Raw genomic sequence first — 18,283 nt, 5'->3', positions numbered from 1 at the left:
GAGCTCCTTCCGGATGTGGACGGCTCCGGCCCAGCCTACGAGCGGGCGTCCGTCCGGCGCAGCCTGCGCGCCGCCACCAGCACCCCGCCGCCGGCGAGCAGAGCGGCCGCGCCGCCCGCCGCCAGGTACGGGGTGCTGTCGTCGCCGCCGGTCGCGGCGAGGTCGGTGCCGTCCTGCTCCGCGGTCTCGTCGGAGGTGTCGTCGGAGGTGTCGTCGGCCGGGACGAAGTCCGAGGGAGGGTTGTCGCAGCCGAGGCCGTCGCCGTCCCGGTCGAGGTGGGAGCCGTAGTGCTCGTCACCCTTCGGGATGTCGGAGTACCCGCTGGCGTAGGCCTCGGTGCAGTTCTTGAACGGGTGGACACCTTCATGGGCTGCGGCGGTGGCCGGCAGTGCGGCCAGTGCCAGCGCGGCGACGACGATGGCGCCGGGCTTGCGGAGCAGGTTCACGGGGGGCCTCCCTGGTCGTTCATGAGGGTCGTTCGCGAGGTGACGAACGTAGCCAGGGGCCGCAGTTGCGGAGGGGTTATGAAGGACCCGTGATGCTAACGTGACGTGACCGGAAAGTAGCTCTCCGCATGGTCCGCGTGGCTGTCGGACAGCGGCCGGGTGTCCAGATAGAACCACTGGGCGTCCGGGCCGGGGGCCGGCGCTGCGGGCGGCGTGGGAGCCGGCGTCGCGACGACGGGCGTCTCCGTCTTCGCCGGCCCCGGCATCAGCAGCTCCACCCGCAGCCCGAGCCCCCGCTGTTGCGCCGTGAACTCCTCCACCTGGTTCCGGCAGGCGTGGTCCAGATGGGTCACACCGGTCAGGTCCAGGCGGATGCGCGGCTTGCCCGAGGCTGCCGCGCCTTCCAGCGCCTCGATGACCTGCGGCAGCCGCAGGAAGGTGGCGTTGCCGGCCATGACGACCTTCGCGGTGTCGTCCTCGACGTGTTGCCGGATCACCGTCTGGGACATGCGCAGGGCGGCCAGGACGATCCCGGCCGCGAGGCCGATGAGGACGCCCTCCAGCAGCGCGGTCGCCACGATGACCAGGGTGGTCGTCGTCATCACGACGAATTCGCCGCGGTCCTGCCGCCACATCTTCGGGAACTCGTCCGGCGCGAACAGCTTCCAGCCGCTGTGGACGAGGACGCCCGCGAGCACCGAGATCGGGATCAGGGCCAGCACCTGCGGCAGCAGCAGCGCGAACGCGAGCAGCCACAGGCCGTGCAGGGTACGGGAGATACGGGTCTTGGCGCCGGCCTGGACGTTCGCCGAGCTGCGGGCGACGACCGCCGTGATCGGGAGGGCGCCGAGGATGCCCGCGACGGTGTTGCCGGCGCCCTGGGCGATGAGTTCGGTGTTGTAGCGGGTGCGCGGGCCGCTGTGCATACGGTCCACGGCGGCCGCGGTGAACAGGCTCTCCGCGGAGGCGATGACCGTGAAGGTGAGGATGGCGGTGATGACCGCGGTGTCCGCGAGGCCCGCGAACTGCTCGGCCCCCGGCACCTGCACCGACGCCACAAGATTGCCGACCTGGAGCGTCTTCACGTCCACGCCGGGCAGCGCGGCGACCGCGATGCCGATGCCGACCGCCACGAGCGCGGCCGGGACCTTCTTGGCCGGGCCCGGGACCTTCTTCCACAGGAAGCTCAGCACGATCGTGGCGACGCCGAGCAGCGTGGCGATCATCGCCTGGGGGCTGGTGAGGATGTCCGCGAACAGGCCGGGGATGCCCGCCATGTTCTCGATCGGCGTGCCCGGGGCCTTGGAGTCCGCCATCGGGTAGGCCTGGCTGAACATCAGCGGCAGTCCGATGCCGGCCAGCATGCCCTGGACCACGGCGAGGGAGATCGCCTGGAACAGCCGGCCGAGGCGTACGACGCCGAGGACGATCTGCAGGATGCCCGAGAACAGGACGATCACGCCGAGCATCGCCACGCCGAGCTCCATCACTGTCTCCGCGACCAGCGCGGCGAGCCCGGCGGCCGGCCCGCTGACCTGGAGCGTGCTGCCCCGGACCGCGCCCACGACCAGGCCGCCGATCACCCCGGAGATGATCCCGAGTTCGGCGGGGACCCCGGAGGCGACGGCCACGCCGATGCACAGGGGCAGGGCGACGAGGAAGACGACGAGGGAGGCGGTGATCTCGTTGGCGAGGTCGAGCTTCGCGCCTCCGGCGGCGCCGTTGCCCGCGTTGCCCGACGGCCTGACCGCACTCTCGGCCTTCGGCGTGCCCATCCTCGGCACGCTCACCTTCGTGCGCGTACGCCCCCGCGCATGCGCCCCGCTCATCCGGCATGCACCCGGAACCGGCCGTCGTCCTCCAGCTCGTGCACCTGCCCGGTGTCGACCTCGTAGTACCAGCCGTGCAGCCGCAGCCGCCCCCCGTCCAGCCGCTGCCGCACCACCGGGTAGGTCCGCAGTACGGCAAGCTGGTTGACGACGTTGCCCTGGGCCACGTCCGGCAGCGACGGGTCGTCCGAGGCGGCCGTGAGGAGCGGCGCCAGTTCGGGGCGGGCGAGCTGCAGCCAGGCGTCCACGCCGGGCAGCGCGGACAGATCGTCGCCGGACTTCAGCGCGCCCATCGCGCCGCAGTGTGAGTGACCGCACACGACGATGTCCTGAACCCCGAGCACCTCCAGTGCGTACTCGATGGTGGCTGCCTCGCCGGAGGCACCAGGGCTGCCGTACGGCGGCACGATATTGCCCGCGTTTCGCAGCTCGAATATCTCTCCGGGCCGTGCGCCGGTAATCAGGGCGGGTATGACCCGTGAGTCCGAGCAGGTAATGAACAGCGCCTCGGGATATTGCCCGTCGGCCAGTTTCCGGTATTCACCGTTCTCGAAATCGACCCGTCGCTTGAACGAGCGGGCGCGGTCCAGCAACGCCTTCAACAGTGCCTCCAGGGTGGGAAGTTCGGCAAGTTCACAGCACCGTAGAGGAGCCGACACCAGAGGAAGGTTAAGTAAAGGCCAGAGCGCGTCCAGCAATTGGACATTCTTTGTCGCAACTCCCTGCAAGCGCTTGTTTCTTGTAGCGTGTCGACGTCAGGGCAGAGAATGCAAATTCACCGAGAGACAGGACGCATGGGCATACGAGTGCTGCTCATCGAGGACGACGAGACGATCGCCGAACCGCTCGCCGAGGGCCTCGGCCACTTCGGTCTGACGGTGGATCACGTGACCACCGGCGCCGAGGGGCTGAGAAGGCCGTACGGCGATGTCGTCCTGCTCGACCTCGGGTTGCCGGACATGGACGGCATCGACGTGTGCCGGGGCATCCGGCGGGTCTCGGACGTGCCGGTCATCATCCTGAGTGCGCGGGGTGAGGAGGCCGACCGGGTGCTGGGCCTGGAGCTGGGGGCGGACGACTATCTGGCGAAGCCGTTCAGCGTGCGGGAGTTGGTTGCGCGGGTGCGGGCGGTGACCCGGCGGACGCAGCGCACGGAGGCGGCGGAGCCGAGCGGCGTGGCGGCGCCGGCCGGCATGGCGGCGTCCGTGGACATGACCGCGCCCCTGGACATGGCGGCGTCGGTCGATCGGGGACGTACGGAAGCGCTGGTGGAGCGGCTGCGCACGGAGGCTGCGGCCTCATCGGCGGTCACCCGGCCACCCGCACCGCCGTCCCCGTCACCCGCACCCCTGTCGCGCGAGACCGCGCCGGGCCCGGCGTACGAGGAATCCGCACCCTCACCCTCGTACGCCCCCGGCCCCCTCGTCGTCGACCGCCGCACCCGTCAGGTCTGGGTCGGCGAGGTCCCCGTCACCCTCACCCCCAAGGAGTTCGAGCTGCTGGCGCTGCTGACCGAGGATCCCGGCGCGGTCTACTCCCGGCAGCAGATCCTGGACCGCGTGTGGGACCCGCACTACGAGGGCCCGACCAAGACGCTGGACGTCCATGTCGCCGCGCTGCGGCGGAAGTTGGGGCACCCGGCATGGATCCAGACCCTGCGCGGGGTCGGTTTCCGGCTGGCGGTGCAGACCGAGCCGGGCGGGCCGCAGGTGTCCTCGCCATGACCCGCCGGCTGCTGCTCAGCTACCTCAGTCTCGCCGCGCTCGTCCTGGTCTGCCTGGAGATCCCGCTGGGCTTCGTCTACTCGCGCAGCGAGCGGGAGCGGGTGGTGAGCGCGGCGAAGGACGAGGCGGAGTCGGTGGCCGCCTACGCGTCGCTGTCCCTCAGCACCGGCCGTGCCGAGCGGGATCTGCCACGCCGGGTGGTGCGCTGCGCCGAGCGCATCGGCGGGCAGGTGGTGATCGTGGATGCCTCGGGCGCCCTGCTCGCCACCTCGCATCCGCGGGCCTCGGTGATGTCGTCCAACCTGGCCTCCCGCCCCGGTATCGCGGCCGCCCTGCGCGGCACGTCCACCGTGGACGTCCGTACGTCGACCATCGGCGGCGTCGAGTATCTGTCGGTCGCCGGTCCGGTCATGCGCGATGCGCGGCTGCAGGGTGCCGTGTGGCTGACGCTGCCGACGCGGACGGTGCATGAACGCGTCCATCACGTCTGGCTGTTGCTGGCGCTCGGCGGGCTCGGGGTGCTCACCGCGGTCGCGGTGGTCGGGTTCGCCATCGCCTGCTGGGCCGGCCGTCCCATCCGTGAACTGGAACGCGCCACCCATGAGTTGGCGGAGGGCGGCCGGGCCCGTCCGGTGACGATGACGAAGGGCCCGCCGGAGGTCCGCCGGCTGGCCGCCGCGTTCAACCGTACGGCGGCCCGGCTCGCCCACCTCCTCGCCGCGCAGCGGGCGTTCGCGGGAGAGGCGTCGCACCAGCTGAAGACGCCGCTCGCGGCGTTGCGGCTGCGGCTGGAGAACCTGGAGCCGAACGTCTCCGACCGGGGCATCGGCAGTCTCACCGCCGCTGTGACGGAGACGGACCGGCTCGCGCGGATGGTCGAGGGGCTGCTGGCGATGGCCCGCCTGGAGGAGGACTCCGCGACGCCCGCCCCGGTCGACGTGGGCGCGGTCTGCGCGGAACGGCACCGCACCTGGCTGCCGCTGTTCGAGCAGCAGCGGGTCTCCCTGGTGCTGTTCGCGGGCAGTGTGGGGCCGGTCCTCGCGGTGCCGGGCGGGGTCGAGCAGATCGTGGACAACCTGCTCTCCAACGCCCTGCGCGCCTCACCGCCCGACAGCACCGTCGCCATCGAGCTACGGCTCCATGTGCCGGCCCGCCGTGCCCTGCGCGACGCCCGCCCCGCCTGGGTCGACCTGCACATCACCGACGAGGGCCCGGGCATGACCTCGGAGCAGCGCGCCCGCGCCTTCGACCGGTTCTGGCGCGCGCCGGGTGCCCCCAAGGGCGGTACGGGGCTCGGCCTTTCGCTGGTCCACCGGCTCGCGCACGCGAGCGGCGGCGAGGCGAGCCTGCACGCCTCGGCCGCGGGCGGCCTGGACGCGGTGGTCCGGCTGCCGTCGGCGGAACCGCCGTGCGAGGCGCACGGGCCGGGAGTCGAGCGGCCCGGGCAGCGGACGCGGGGGCGAGGGCGGGGGGTGCCGGCGCTGCGCGCCTGACCTGCTCCCTCATGGACGGCTCTCAGGTACGCCGTCCGATGGCCATTAACTGGCTACGATCCGTCCACCATGCTCCCTTAGGTTCCATGCCGCTCCCTCTGGCACGACCCCGTCGTCGACCGGCGGCGGGGCGGTACGGCACCTCTTGGAGTGAGAGTGGAACGTCGTAGTCTCCTGCGTGCGGCCGTCCTCGGCGGCTCGGCCGCCGTGTTCGGCGGAACCCTGTGGCGCGGCGCCGCGTACGCGGCCCCGGCCCAGCCCGGCACCGGCCCGTACGGTGCGCTGGGTTCCCCCGACGCCAACGGCATCAGACTCCCCAGCGGCTTCACCAGCCGCGTCATCGCCCGCTCCGGGCAGACGGTCTCCGGTACGTCGTACACCTGGCACAACGCCCCTGACGGCGGCGCGTGTTACGCGGACGGCAGCGGCTGGATCTACGTCTCCAACTCCGAGATCAACCCATCCGGCGGCGCGAGCGCGGTGAAGTTCTCGTCGGCGGGCGCGATCACGGCCGCGTACCGCATCCTCTCCTCCACCCGCCAGAACTGCGCGGGCGGCAAGACCCCGTGGAACACCTGGCTGTCCTGCGAGGAGGTGTCCCTCGGCTACGTCTACGAGACGGACCCGTGGGGCACTCAGGCGGCGGTCCGCCGTGCCGCGATGGGCCGCTTCAAGCACGAGGCGGCGGCCGCGGACCCGGTGCGCAAGGTGATCTACCTGACCGAGGACGAGACGAACGGCCGCTTCTACCGCTTCGTCCCGACGACCTGGGGCAACCTGTCCTCGGGCACCCTCCAGGTCATGGTCGCGGGCAGCGCCACCTCGGGCTCCTTCACCTGGGCCGACATCCCCGACCCGGACGGCTCCCCGACGGCCACCCGCTCCCAGGTCTCGGGCTCCAAGTCCTTCAACGGCGGCGAGGGCTGCCACTACGCCGACGACACGGTGTGGTTCACGACGAAGGGCGACAACCGGGTCTGGCAGCTCAACCTCACCTCGAACACCTACGAGCTGGCCTACGACGACTCCCTCGTCACCTCCGGCACGGCCCCGCTCACGGGCGTCGACAACATCACCGGTACCTCCTCCGGCGACCTCTTCGTCGCCGAGGACGGCGGCAACATGGAGATCTGCGTCATCACTCCGGCCGACGTCATCGCCCCGTTCCTCCGCATCGACGGCCAGTCGGGCTCGGAGATCACGGGCCCTGCCTTCTCCCCCGACGGCACCCGGCTCTACTTCTCCAGCCAGCGGGGCACTAGCGGGAGTTCGTCGGGCGGGATCACGTATGAGGTGAAGGGGCCCTTCCGGTCGTAGCCGGGCGCACCCCCGCACCCTTCGAGCCCCCCCCGGGCGCCGGTCTTCTCGGAAGCCCGGCGCCGCGGACGGCCCGGCCGGACGGTGCTGTGACCGTTGTCGCAGCCCACCGGTGGCATCGCCGCGGGCGGCGGCGGCCTCGCCGACGCTCCCGACGCCCGCCCGCGGGTGGGATGACCGGGCCTGCCGGCCACAGTCCGCCGCCGCACGCATGTGCCGCCCCGCTGCAGGCGCCCGCCCGCGTAATCGCCCGTCCGAGGGACCGTAGGCCTTGTCCGAGGCGCTCAAGATACGTCCTGACAAAACAGACGCCACTATGTGTCTAAGCAGGAGGCCCGCACCACCGAACGGGCTTGGCGGCAAGGTCGGTGAGGCGGGCTCTGAGTACCAGGAGGTACCGCTATGAGTGTGGCTCCAACCCGCTCCGTACTGTCAATCGCTCGCCCGAAGGACTGGGCGGCCCTGGTCATCGTCATCGTGATCGTCTATGCCCCGGCGGCACAGATCCAGGACATCCTGACCAGTCTGATCGCTCTGTCAGGAGTACTCGTCTCGGGCTCGGCAGTAAGGGCCGTATCAGCGCGACAGCCGCAGACGGGCGCCTGAGAAGGCCTGGGCTCGAGCGGGCCGGGGCCACGGATGGGTTCCGGTCGGTGCAAGGGAAGGAAGCCTGCGTTTTGCCCCCTGCCTCAAGGGCACACGGCCAGGTGAGACCTCGCGGAGGTACCGAGATGAGTGCCGGAGAGAGAGCCAAGGCAAAAGCCGAACAGCTCGTAGGCAAGACCGTGCGCAAGGCGGCCCACACGGTGCACAAGGAAACCCTCGCAGCAAAGGGCGCCGCTCTCGAAGCACGGGGCAAGCTGCGGGGCGGGAAAGAACGGACCAAGGGGTCCTTCGGGGGCTGACAAGGCTTCCCGAGACAGTCTCCGCAGACGATGAAGTAGAGGGCGGCACCCCCGCACAGGGTGTATGGCTGGCTTCCTGACCTGGGAAGCCAGCCGTCAGTCACGTCCTCAGGGCACTCTCAGGGCACATCGTTCAGGACGGCTTCCATCATGTCGGCCGTCCGATCCGCCTCCGCCTCCCACAGATGCGTGTACACGTTCAGCGTGATCGATGGCTTTGCGTGACCGAGACGCATCTGTACCTGCTTCGGCGTCGCCCCATTCTTGATCAGAACCGAGGCGTAGAAGTGGCGCAGGTCGTGGAGCGTAGTGCCCTCGGGGACGCGTACCTTGCTGCCGGACTTCGCCAGGTGGGCGTTCGCCCGCTTGATGTTGCGGGCCCACAGCTTCGCCCAACTGCCGCGCCGGATCGCCCCGCCCGTCTCGCTCGTGTACAGCAGCCGGGCACGTCGCCACACGGGCTTGCGTGGGTTCGTCCGGTCCTCGATGTACACGACCTTGGGCGGGAAACCCTTCCGGTGACGTTCGATCTCGTCGACGACAGACTGCCCCTGAGGCACGGCTCTGTAGCTCTGCTTGGTCTTCGGCTCACCCAGGTACGGCACGCCCTTGTCAGGGCCGATCAGTTGCTGCCTGACCGTGACGGTAGCGGCCGGCTCCTCGTCTTCCAGGCCGAACAGCTCGCCCTGGCGGAGTCCCGTGGAAGCCGCCTGCCGAACCAACGCCCGATATCTCGGGGACGCTGTGACAATCAGTGCCTTCACCGCCTCCGGGTCGAGCGGGTGAATCTCTGGATAGAACACCTCGGGCGGCTTTAGACCCTCCCACGGGTACTTCGGGATGATGCCTTCCTGGTGGGCCATCTTCAGGATGCTGGTGCAGACGTTCCAGGGCGTCGCGAACGTCGACGGGGCAATGGCGGCGGACCGATCTTTGATCCACTTCTGGCCGTCCGCGCGCTGGATGCTGCCGATCTGCCGGTTGCCGAACGTCGGGTAAATGTGCAGCCGTAGAGCCCGCTCGACGTTGGTCTCGGTCCGCTCGCGGTGTACGGCCGTCTCCTGCCAGCGCTCAGCGACAGCCCTGAACTTCTGCTTGCCGAGCTCCCGGTTCACGAACGTGCCGCCGTCGAGTTCAGCCTTCACCTTGGCGGCCCGAGAGTCCGCGGCCGTCCGCTTCCCGAAGTTCTCCTTACACTGCTTGCCCGACAGATCCCGGTAGCGCACCTGCCAGCGCTTGCCGACTCCATGCTCTGTGCTCGGGTACACGGTCGCCGTCTTGGTGCTGTGCACCTCGCACGGCTCGGCGTCGGCCGAGGGCCGGGACAGGTGCCAGCGGTCATACACATCAGCCATCAGTCCCACTCCCTCCAGAGCAAGCCGAGTCAGCCATGAAGTAGCGTTCTTTCCAGCGAGGTTTTCTGCGGATTCGGGTCACGCTGCGCATCGACCGCCGATCTCGTCAGCGTCGTACTTGTCGAGCGCTTCGGCGTCGTATAGAACATGCCGACCGCGCCTGATGAAGCACTGCGGGCCGGTGCCGGCGTAGCGCCAGTAACGGATAGTTGCGGGCGACGTGCGATAGCGCTCGGCGACTTCCGCAGTAGTCAAGTACCTCTTCATGACGTCCTTCCTGTGGCGAGCGACTGCTCGCTCAGTCACCACCTCCGAAGCCGCCTTCACTGCGGTTTGTGTAGCGGCACTCCCTGCCGTGTCCATGCGGAGGGCTCTCCTTCGTCGCGTGACAGCGGGGCCAAGCCCCTTCCTGGGAATCCGCAACATCCGCCACGCCGCAACATTGCTGGTCAGCGGCTTGAATCTGTGGCGGATGCCGGTTGTGTTGCGGATAGGTGCCGCCGCGCGCGAGCGCGGCGGCACCTGTTGGGCGGGGGCGATCAGCCCGCGATGCGGAGTTGGCGTGCGTCGGTTTCCGCGGACGCGTGGCGGCTTTCAGAAGGGTCTTCCGCCACAGGTTCAGCCCCGTTGACCTGCGGTGTTGCGACTGTTGCGGATGTTGCGGACTTTTCAGGGGTAGGGGGGCAGTAGCGGGCCCACGCGTCGCGTAGATCTTCGGCGTAGTAGCCCTTCGGGGTGCCGCTTCCGACGCGGATGCCGCGCGGCTTGATCGGTTTGTTGTCGGGTCGGGCGTACTGGCTCAGGAGCTTGGACAGGCCGCGTGCGGTGAGCGGCTTGCTGGTCTGTCCGTCCTCGCTGAGGTCGGCCCACGGGGCGTCATCGAGTCCGTGGAGGACTTCGAGGATGGCGGCGGTGGGCATGCGGTCGGCGCCGCAGAACACCTTGTCGCGCAGGTCTGTCAGCAGGCGCACTCCTAGGGAGGCTTCGTCGCCTTCTTGGGCGGCCTTGATGAGTGCGATGCAGGCGGCCCGGCCGCGTTCGGGCCAGTGTCCGCCGGCCGCGTCGGCGACTGCGAGGAGCGGTTCCCATACGTCGGCTGGACGGTCGGTGACACCTTCGGGCATCTCCGGCCACGCGGCGGCGATCTCGTCGTGGATGGTGACGGTCCAGTCGGCGAGCCGGTCGCGTAGGGCGTGGCCCTGCTTCTCGTGGACGCGGCGCCGGTAGGGCTCGCACTTCTCGTTGGGCGCTTTCTTGCGCATGCGGATGATGACGGAGCGGGTCAGGATCGTGTCCGGCAGGGAGCCGAGCCCGGCCATGGCGACAGCGCAGAACGAGGGGAAGAACCCTGCCTTCTGATCTGAGCCGTCACCGACGCAGCGCAAGGATTTGGCGCCGCGCCGGTAGCCGGAGTTGAGGAACCCGCGGACCTCTTCGTTCCCGCCGGCCTTGGGCCCGAAGACGGTGTCGATCTCATCGAAGAGGAGTGTGGGGGTGCTGTCTTCTGCGGACACGAACCGGAAGAGGGCGTTGGCGGAAGCGTTGACGGTGGTCGCCGCGCGCGGGGTGAGCGTCTCGACGATCTCCAGTGCCCGGGACTTCCCCGAGCCCGGTTCGGGGCTCAGGAAAGCGAGGCGGGCGGTGCCATCGAGGGCGTCCATAAGGTGGGCGTGGGCGTCCCACAACGTGACGGCGACGTAGGCGTGTTCGGTGGGGAAGACGTTGAAGCGGCGGTGGAACGCTTCGACCTCGTCGAGCAGCGCGGCGCCTTCGTTGGACGGCGCAGCGTCGGTGGTGTCGGTCATGCGGTGGTCCTCCCTTCCCGGGAGCTCCGGAGCGGGCGCAGCCCGCGGCGGTTGGGACGAAGTGCTGAAAGGACGCCTTCGGCGTCGCCCTTTCGGGCGCCCACTGCCCGCTCACAGAACGGCTGTTGGGCGTCCTGCGGGCTGTTCAGGGCGGCGGGGAGGCAATCCAGGCGGGGGGAGCGGACGGTGGTCACGCGGCCTCCCGCGGCGTGGCGTTCGCCAGAATCCACTCGATGGCGCTGCGGATGGTGGTGCGGCACTCGGCAGCCGGCAGTCCCGTGGACTCCCCCGCCGCCTGGACTGCTTCTTCGACCGTGGATCGACTGATGTGTCCCCAGGCGACGAACCGGGCCACCTTGCACGTGCTGGTGTGCAGCGTCTTGTTGCGGCCGTTTGGCCCGCCCTCGCAGGCGGCCTGGATGACTGCGCATTCGCGGTCCAGGGCGACCTGAGCGGCCCGTGTCCCGTCCCTCACCGGTGCAAGCGCGGTCGGTGCGGTGGGCCTGAGGGATTCGACGAGCAGTGCGGTGAGCCACGGAGGCAGCGGGGCCACGGGTGCGTTCTCGGCGACTTCGTACGCGCCGTGCGCGGTGGTGCTGCCGGCGGCGACGACGTAGCCGCCCCAGGCGCGGGTGTCGATGTGCGGCCCGAGCCGGTTGACGCTGTTCTTGAACCGGCTGCCGGGAGGGGCGGTGAAGTACAGGTGGCGGCCCCCGCTGGGAGTCCGCACCTGGTAGGTGTACGGGATCGGCTCGTCGGCGCGCTCGCAGAGCGCCTTGAAGGAAGTGGCGCCGTCAGGCGCTCCTTCTGGCTCTTCGGGCTTGCACACGTCCAGGTCGACGACGAGCAGCCCGGCCGGGCCGGTCGCGACGCCGACGTTGTACGGCTTGTGCGCCCATGCCGCGTGGATCAGGTCCGGGGCGGTGGTGGCGCGCTGCTCGGGGGTGCGGTGGCCGGCCGAGCAGCGCCCCGTACCGGGGCAGGAGCGCTCGGGGTGTCCGGCGGGCCTCTTCGTGTTGGGGGTCAGGGGGATGACCGGCCAGCCGCGCTCTGCGGAGAGCAGGGCGGCGGCGATCAGATGCAGGCTGCCCAGGCCGATGCTGGGGATGTCGGGTGCGTTGGTTGGGTCGCTCATGCCTGGCCTCGACCGATGCGGGTCGATGGGGTCATGCTGGAGTCCTCCACAGGTCTGTTGATGGGCTGGTGGACAAGGGCGGCCCCGTGATCTTTGGCGAGAGTGGGGGGCCGCCCTTGGCGCAGTTAGAACGGGGGCTCTTCGCCCTCCTTGGCGGGGTTGTTCGCCGTGTTCCACGGGTCATCGCCCGCGGGGCCGTTGCTGGCGGCGCGCTTGGCGTTGATGCTCACGGTCGTGAAGCGGACCGAGGCGCCGATGTCGTCGACCTCCACGGCGAGCATGGAGCGCTTCTCGCCCTGGTCGGTGGTCCAGTCGTGCTGGCGCATCCGGCCGGACGCGACCACGCGGGAGCCCTTCTTGAGGCTCTCGGCGATGTGTTCCGCGAGGGTGCGCCAGGCCGCGCAGCGGTAGAAGGCGGTGGTGCCGTCCTTCCACGTGTTGGCCGTGCGGTCGAACGAACGCGGAGTGACGGCGATCGTGAACTTCGCGAGAGCGGCGCCGCCCTCGGTGAACTTCAGCTCGGGTTCGTCGGTCAGGTTGCCGACCAGGGTCACGGGGGTTTCTCCGAACGACATGCTGTCTCCTGATCTTGTCGGGTTAGAAGGGCGGTTCGTCGCTGTAGCCGGACGGCCCCCACGGGTCGATGCCACAGCGGCGCAGCCAGCGGGGCCTGTGCGGCAAGGGGAGCAACAGCCAGCGGCGCTGCTCGTTCCAGCAGGTGCAGGGCTCCCAGTCGGTACCGGCGTACTCGCCGTTGTGGTCGCCGTAGTCGTGCTCGAACCCGCCGTCCCCCTCGCACTCGATGCAACCGGGGTTGGGGGTGTCGGTCAGAACCAGCGCATAGCGAGGCCAGCAGGTGACCTGGATGCGCAGCCGGGACAGACGCCGGATCATGCCGCGCGGTCCTCCGTGTCGGCCGCCATGTCATCGACCTGCACAAGCAGGTTTCCGAGCTGGCGGCGGGTGACGCGTTGCGTATACGTCGTCGGTAACCCGTCGTTTTCCCAGCTCAGTTCAACGGTGACGATCTCGTCCGGGTCGATGTCCATCAGTGCTCCCTGATCGTGTTGTCCGTGGAGGCGTTGGGCCGGTGTTCGGCGGTGAAGTAGAGGCGGGTGCGCTTGCGGTCGCGGGTGGGGTACTGGCGTGCCGAGCCGGTGTCGAGCACGGCGGCCAGGGTCTGGCTGAGGAGGTCGGCGTCGTCTGGCTCGCAGATGATGCGGATCTCGAACACGGCGCTCCTTGTCGAAGGTCAGCGCTTGGAGCTGAAGAGTTTGAGGGTGAAGCCGCACAGGCTGATGGGTCCGGCGGCGCCGGTGATGACGGTCGCGGTGTGGGCGGCGATCCCGAGCAGCCAGGCCAGGGCGGCGGCCAGTCCCCAGACGCCGACGACGACCGCGCCGGCGATGGCGAACGGGTACAGGAAGCGCCGCCACGGGAAATCGGTACCGCTGGTGCCGTTGATGTTCGCCAAAACAGAATCTCCTCTTCTCTCAGGGGCGGTGCGGGGAGGCCGGACGGCCTGTTCAGTCCTCGATCGCCGTGCCGGGGCGGGTAGGCGAGGACTGGACGGAGCGTCCGGAGGCGAGCACGAGAGAAGGCCCGCACCCTCGCGGGGTGCGGGCCCTCAATGGCAGGCGTGTGTCAGAGGTCGGAGGGGAGCTTTTCACCGGTCTGTGCGTCGTACGCGACACCGGTCGGAGACAGGCGAATTGACCGGGACGTAGCCCGGGATCCTTCCTGCCACGTACGTCCACCGACTGCTATCCGGACCGTCACGTCGGCCAACGGGTCTGCGACAGGCAGCTTGATCTCCGGGTCCTTGGGGAGCCACCCGCCCTCTCGGACGCTGTGTGCGCTCTTACCAGAGCCGTCGATCCGCAGGAACCGAGCATTCCGATCGAAATAGGAGCGCAGCTCGACGATGACGTTGTCCCTGTCGCTGGTCCAGTGCGCTACGACGTCGGCCTTCACGCCTTCGATGGTGAGCGCTGCGCCTGACCTGCCCTTGTAAGCGGCGGCCCTCTGCTGGCGCTCCTGTTGCTGCTGTTCGTTCTCTGCGTACTGCCACACGCCCGCAGCGGCGATGGACAGGGCTGCGATCGCCGCCACGTAGGGCCAGGTGCGTCGCCGTGCCGACGTCGACTGTTCGGTGTCAGCAGGCGGTGCTGTGACAGGCGCCTGGGGTCCGCTGGACCATGTCGGGTGTGTGCTGTCGCCGCTCTTCTCGAACCATTCCACGTCGTCGTTGCCCATGCGGGCGACGGTAGCGCGCAGCTGTACCGCCTGTCCGGGGTCCCCTCGCAGTTCTGCCACCTGGGCATGGGTCTCCAACCAGGCAAGAGCTTGAGCGGAGTTGAGTCCATGTGCGCTGATGTCCTCGCGCTCGCGGATGGCCGCCAGCTGAGCGGCCTCATTGAATCGGCCTGCGTGCGCGGCCTCGAGGACGGCCTCATGCCGGGCGACGTCGGCCTGCCAACCGTCAACAACGTTGGGCGGCATTTCCCAATCCCAACTCCGGCCCCCGTCGCCGTTCAGGAACTGCGCGTGCAGGCCCTCGCCCGGATCGGCCTCGACGTTGGTGTCCTCGGACGGCTCCGTGGCCTGCTCTACGGCAGCGGCGTCCTGTTCGATGGCCAGGGTCTGCTGTGCTGCACGGCGCCGTGACGAGGTGTCCGTGAGCGCGGCTTCCTCCGTGTCCAAGACGGTCTGCACGATGTCGACGTAGTCGGGGCCGACCTTCCACACGGCCTGGCCCGGATCGAGCGTCGGGATCCTCTCGACTGCCCATGCGGGCAGACCGAGCAGGACACCAACAATGGCGGCCTCTTCCGGGCCCAGGCGCCCGACGTGGGCGATCTCGCACAGCTTCGCCAGGTCGCGGGCCTTGCCGTCCCCCAGGTCGGACAGCGTGTGCATCACCACGTCCAGCGACAGCCCGGCCTTCCGTGAGTTCTTCAGCAGCCGCTGGATCAGTTCGGAGGTCGCCGCGGACAGGAGAATCTGCCACGCCTCTTCCAGCACCAAGTGCTTGTGAACGGCGGTCGACTGGCGCAGCCACACGTGCTCTGCCCAGCAGCTGACCGCGGCCATCAGCGACGGGATCGCCGGCGAGTTGCGGTCCAGGTGGGAGAAGTCGAAGGACAGGATCGGCAGGTCCGTCTCGGGAAGGCTCGCGTCCTGGCCGTCGAAGAGACCGCGCAGGCTGCCCTCGGTGTAGCGGGACAGGCCGATCGCCGCTCCCTCGCCCCACTCGGTCAGTTTCGCGGCGGGCCAGCGGCCGTCTTCCGGGCTGACCAGGGCGTCCACCAGGCCGTTGAGCGACGTCGACTTGGGGTGGTTCAGCGCGTGCTGGAGCGCGTGGGTGGCCTGGTAGGTGAGCGCGCCGGGCTCGACGGCCAGGATCAGCGACCGGACCAGCTGCTCCCGGACTTCTTGCGGGAGCAGGTCGCTGACGGGGTTCAGCGTGAAGGTGCCGGCCTCGATGACGCGGCCTCCGAGGGAGCGGGTCAGTGGCGCCCACTCGCCCGTGTTGTCCTCGCCGAAGGAGTCGATGACGACGTACTGGTGGCCGTTCTCAAGGATCTCGCGTCGGGCCCGTGTCTTGGCTGTCGTGCTCTTGCCGGAGCCGAGGCCGCCCAGGGCGAGGCTGTTCGTCGACGGCAGCAGCGCGTCCGACGTCTGGACGGGGGAAAGGTGAAATGGGCGCCCGTCCAGGAGGGAGCGGCCGATCGGGATGCCGGGAAAGCGGGCGTTGGAGGCGACGAGCGGCGCCGTGATCGCGGCGTGGGTGGTGGGCAGGCGGATCACAGGATTGCCCCTTTCCTGGTGGAGGCTCCGTGCGGGGTGGTCATCACGTGAGCGCGGTGCTGCTGGCCGGTGAGCCAGTCAAGACGGATGCGGTGCCGGTCGGCCGCGAGAGACGCCTGCCAGCGGGCGTCGGTGACGGCCTCGGGGCTATCACCGAACACCGTCAGGTAGCCGTCGACGTCGACGAGCGTGGCGCCCTGGACCAGCGCGCCGTGCGTCGACCCGCTCGTGATCGCGTGGGCGTCCTGCTTGACCTTGTCGGTGACGAAGGCTTCGCGCGCGGCGGCTGACCACTTCGCGGATCGGAGGGACTGGCCCGCCGGCAGCGGCCGGTACAGGACGGCGAAAGAGCGGTCCATGCCAGGCCCCAGCAGCAGCTTCGGCATGAAGTCCCCGTCGGTCTCATCAGGCCAGGCGATCAGCCGCGCGGTCGCCACGTACCGCCCGTCGTCCAAACCCGCCCAACCAGCACCCCGCTCGATAACCGCGGGGAGCGGCGTCGGTTCCACGCGTGTCAGCGCACCGAGAGCGGCGAACTCGCCGTGCAGACTGTCGAGAACCCGGGCGGGGTGACCGACCAGGCCCTTGGGCACGTGGACGGAGATCGTCTGGGTGTGGCTGGTGTAGTCGCCGTACGTGCTGTGATGGGTGACGTGCACCTGGACACCCGCGGTGCGGGCCTGCCCGCCGGCGAACGCGAGCGCACGAGCGAAGGCTTCATGAAACGCGGCCCGGCGCTGCGGGTCCTGCATAGTGCCGTGCTCCGGGTACAACGCCCACGTGGTGGTCGTGCCCGGGTGCACGGTCATCGTCTCCGGCACACTGCGCTCGCGCAGATGCCGCAAGCCCACCGTCGCCCACCGGGCGATCGAGCGCGGGCCGGGCGCCAGGTTGAGCAGCGCCGCGGCCGCGCCCACCGCGCCGAAGGTCCACACCGGCGGTGGGGTGATCATCGCCGACATCAGCACGGCGCTCCCGACCCCGACGTTGGCCTTCGTCAGCAGGGTCTCGGTGCGGCTGAGCCCGCGTTGCAGAGCAGGGATGCGGTAGCCAGGGGCCAGGGAGTACACGGAAGCAACCTCCTGAAATCTGTTGGGGAACGCCCCCGGCCCCGGCGCGCTCCCACCGCCACCAGGCGGCAGGAGCGCGCCGGGGCCGGGGGCGGCTCTTACGGGGTGGGCGGCCGCCCTGAGGCCGGCGGCGGGCTCGCAGCACGGCCTCGGGAATCCGGCGTCGGAGCCGGGGGATTGGCCGACCGGCTGGCGCGAGCCGTGGCTGGGGGCCGTGCGGGCCGGTACTGCTGGCGCACCGCGCTGATCTGCGCGCGACGGCCAGCGCTCTCGCTGGCTTCTCGCCGTTCCTTCTCGACGGCCGACAGGGTGGTCAGCCGTCCGGACCGCTGAGGCTTGTTCGTGCCGTAGGCGGCGAACAGGGCTCCGCGGTCCTGGGACATGGCGCGGCCCGGGGTGTCCACGGTGCGCGGGCCACGCGGGTTGTTCTCCTTCTCGTAGAAGTCCGGGGCACCCGCCCGGACGATCGCTCGCGCCAGTGGGCTGCTGGTCCGGCTTTCGACCATGGCCCGGGCGGCACCGGCCACCCGGGGCCCGAAGTACGGCACACCGTGGAAGATCATCCGCAGCATCAGGACGTCCGCGGCGATCAGCAGGACGGCGTCCACCACCAGCGAGCCCTTGGCGAACTCCATGAACGGGGAGATCAGCAAGAGCGCGAACGGAGCGAACATCAGCCCCAAAAGCCGCTGCGCCCAGACCTTGACCGCAGTCGTGTCGCCCCCGCGAGCCAGCGAAGCAAGCACCAAGGGGGCCATGCACACGAACACGAGGATGCCGAGCTGGCGGGTCATGAACACCAGCGTGGCAAACGCGAGCGCGACGACCAGAGCACTGATGATGATCAAGATTGCGAGCGGGTTGCCCGAATCGGCTCCGTGCTCCAGGTCATCGCTGATCGCCCCGAACAAGGTGGATTCGTTGCTGCTGAACGCGACCTGGAACGCACTGCTCACGGCCTGGTTCAGCAGCATCGCGGCTCCCGGGACCGACGCCATGCCGGCGACAGCCGCCAGGGTCCAGCCGGTGGATGCGCCCATCTGTTTCAGGCGTGGTGCGCCCTGCCAAGCGGTCAGGGCGCACACGACGACTACGCAAACGAAGATGGCGACCGCCAGGTGCTGCCCGAGCCACAGGAACGGCTCGTACAGCCCGCTGTCGGATTTCTCCGGCGCCCACCCGTCCTTTGACGCGACCAGGCCTTTGATCTTCGCGATGAGGCTGTCGGCGAGGTCCCGGACGTGGTCGGAGGCGCCGTCGGTAAGGCCGTCCCCGCCACCTCCGATGCCGGGGGGCCCGTCCGAGCCTGAGCCTGAGCCCGAGTTGTCCTCGACGCAGTACTCGTAGCCCGGCGTGCCTTTGAGGAGGTCACACGGGTCGTTGTCCGGCACGTG

At 69.7% G+C, this 18,283-nt stretch carries 20 protein-coding genes; 5 read left to right on the top strand and 15 right to left on the bottom strand.

Features of this window, described 5'->3' with window-relative positions; genetic code table 11:
• Nucleotides 1–35: 35 nt before the first annotated feature.
• The 3 genes from OHT51_RS28860 to OHT51_RS28850 form a co-directional block, all read right to left on the bottom strand.
• Complete coding sequence (locus tag OHT51_RS28860; protein ID WP_328881830.1) at nt 36–446, bottom strand: excalibur calcium-binding domain-containing protein; 411 nt, start codon at nt 444–446, stop codon at nt 36–38.
• A gap of 95 nt (nt 447–541) precedes the next feature.
• Nucleotides 542–2,221 carry a SulP family inorganic anion transporter gene (locus OHT51_RS28855; protein ID WP_443052589.1) on the bottom strand — a complete coding sequence of 560 codons (1,680 nt, stop codon included), beginning with the start codon at nt 2,219–2,221 and terminating at the stop codon, nt 542–544.
• A gap of 50 nt (nt 2,222–2,271) precedes the next feature.
• On the bottom strand, nt 2,272–2,877 hold the full coding sequence (locus tag OHT51_RS28850; RefSeq protein ID WP_328884469.1) for a carbonic anhydrase: 606 nt from the start codon (nt 2,875–2,877) through the stop codon (nt 2,272–2,274).
• A 192-nt stretch (nt 2,878–3,069) separates the two neighbouring features.
• On the opposite strand from OHT51_RS28850, the gene OHT51_RS28845 reads away from it, so the two are divergent.
• The 5 genes from OHT51_RS28845 (at nt 3,070) to OHT51_RS28825 (ending at nt 7,714) form a co-directional block, all read left to right on the top strand.
• Nucleotides 3,070–3,999, top strand: coding sequence for a response regulator transcription factor (locus tag OHT51_RS28845; RefSeq protein ID WP_328881828.1), 930 nt, complete (start codon nt 3,070–3,072; stop codon nt 3,997–3,999).
• Nucleotides 3,996–5,492, top strand: coding sequence for a sensor histidine kinase (locus OHT51_RS28840; RefSeq protein ID WP_328881827.1), 1,497 nt, complete (start codon nt 3,996–3,998; stop codon nt 5,490–5,492). Before OHT51_RS28845 ends, OHT51_RS28840 begins: the two co-directional genes overlap by 4 nt.
• 156 nt (nt 5,493–5,648) lie before the next feature.
• Nucleotides 5,649–6,809, top strand: coding sequence for an alkaline phosphatase PhoX (locus tag OHT51_RS28835; protein WP_328881826.1), 1,161 nt, complete (start codon nt 5,649–5,651; stop codon nt 6,807–6,809).
• 402 nt (nt 6,810–7,211) lie between these two features.
• On the top strand, nt 7,212–7,415 hold the full coding sequence (locus OHT51_RS28830) for a hypothetical protein (RefSeq protein WP_328881825.1): 204 nt from the start codon (nt 7,212–7,214) through the stop codon (nt 7,413–7,415).
• Between the two features lie 125 nt (nt 7,416–7,540).
• Complete coding sequence (locus tag OHT51_RS28825; protein ID WP_328881824.1) at nt 7,541–7,714, top strand: hypothetical protein; 174 nt, start codon at nt 7,541–7,543, stop codon at nt 7,712–7,714.
• A gap of 119 nt (nt 7,715–7,833) precedes the next feature.
• Here OHT51_RS28825 and OHT51_RS28820 read toward each other — a convergent pair whose 3' ends face one another.
• From OHT51_RS28820 to OHT51_RS28765, 12 genes are all read right to left on the bottom strand, one after another.
• Nucleotides 7,834–9,069 carry a tyrosine-type recombinase/integrase gene (locus OHT51_RS28820; RefSeq protein ID WP_328881823.1) on the bottom strand — a complete coding sequence of 412 codons (1,236 nt, stop codon included), beginning with the start codon at nt 9,067–9,069 and terminating at the stop codon, nt 7,834–7,836.
• A 78-nt stretch (nt 9,070–9,147) separates the two neighbouring features.
• On the bottom strand, nt 9,148–9,432 hold the full coding sequence (locus OHT51_RS28815) for a helix-turn-helix domain-containing protein (RefSeq protein WP_443052588.1): 285 nt from the start codon (nt 9,430–9,432) through the stop codon (nt 9,148–9,150).
• Between the two features lie 176 nt (nt 9,433–9,608).
• The gene (locus OHT51_RS28810; RefSeq protein WP_328881822.1) at nt 9,609–10,874 is read right to left on the bottom strand and encodes a DUF3631 domain-containing protein; all 1,266 of its coding nucleotides are present in this window, start codon (nt 10,872–10,874) and stop codon (nt 9,609–9,611) included.
• Between the two features lie 190 nt (nt 10,875–11,064).
• On the bottom strand, nt 11,065–12,009 hold the full coding sequence (locus tag OHT51_RS28805; protein ID WP_328881821.1) for a bifunctional DNA primase/polymerase: 945 nt from the start codon (nt 12,007–12,009) through the stop codon (nt 11,065–11,067).
• 125 nt (nt 12,010–12,134) lie between these two features.
• Nucleotides 12,135–12,584, bottom strand: a complete 450-nt coding sequence (ssb, locus tag OHT51_RS28800) for a single-stranded DNA-binding protein (protein WP_328881820.1) — start codon at nt 12,582–12,584, stop codon at nt 12,135–12,137.
• Between the two features lie 22 nt (nt 12,585–12,606).
• Nucleotides 12,607–12,903: a hypothetical protein gene (locus OHT51_RS28795; RefSeq protein WP_328881819.1), complete on the bottom strand. Its 297-nt coding sequence runs from the start codon at nt 12,901–12,903 to the stop codon at nt 12,607–12,609.
• Complete coding sequence (locus OHT51_RS28790; RefSeq protein WP_328881818.1) at nt 12,900–13,058, bottom strand: hypothetical protein; 159 nt, start codon at nt 13,056–13,058, stop codon at nt 12,900–12,902. The genes OHT51_RS28795 and OHT51_RS28790 overlap by 4 nt, the downstream gene beginning before the upstream one ends.
• On the bottom strand, nt 13,058–13,243 hold the full coding sequence (locus OHT51_RS28785; protein ID WP_328881817.1) for a hypothetical protein: 186 nt from the start codon (nt 13,241–13,243) through the stop codon (nt 13,058–13,060). The genes OHT51_RS28790 and OHT51_RS28785 overlap by 1 nt, the downstream gene beginning before the upstream one ends.
• Nucleotides 13,244–13,261: 18 nt before the next feature.
• Nucleotides 13,262–13,483 carry a hypothetical protein gene (locus OHT51_RS28780; RefSeq protein WP_328881816.1) on the bottom strand — a complete coding sequence of 74 codons (222 nt, stop codon included), beginning with the start codon at nt 13,481–13,483 and terminating at the stop codon, nt 13,262–13,264.
• A gap of 170 nt (nt 13,484–13,653) precedes the next feature.
• Nucleotides 13,654–15,819 carry a hypothetical protein gene (locus OHT51_RS28775; protein ID WP_328881815.1) on the bottom strand — a complete coding sequence of 722 codons (2,166 nt, stop codon included), beginning with the start codon at nt 15,817–15,819 and terminating at the stop codon, nt 13,654–13,656.
• Nucleotides 15,816–16,889: a hypothetical protein gene (locus OHT51_RS28770; RefSeq protein WP_328881814.1), complete on the bottom strand. Its 1,074-nt coding sequence runs from the start codon at nt 16,887–16,889 to the stop codon at nt 15,816–15,818. The genes OHT51_RS28775 and OHT51_RS28770 overlap by 4 nt, the downstream gene beginning before the upstream one ends.
• A 98-nt stretch (nt 16,890–16,987) precedes the next feature.
• Complete coding sequence (locus OHT51_RS28765; protein ID WP_328881813.1) at nt 16,988–18,280, bottom strand: hypothetical protein; 1,293 nt, start codon at nt 18,278–18,280, stop codon at nt 16,988–16,990.
• Nucleotides 18,281–18,283: the final 3 nt, after the last annotated feature.

The sequence above is a fragment of the Streptomyces sp. NBC_00299 genome (assembly GCF_036173045.1).
GTDB lineage: Bacteria > Actinomycetota > Actinomycetes > Streptomycetales > Streptomycetaceae > Streptomyces > Streptomyces machairae.
The sequence above is the reverse complement of the archived record's forward strand: the minus strand, read 5'-3'. Positions and strand labels throughout refer to the sequence as shown.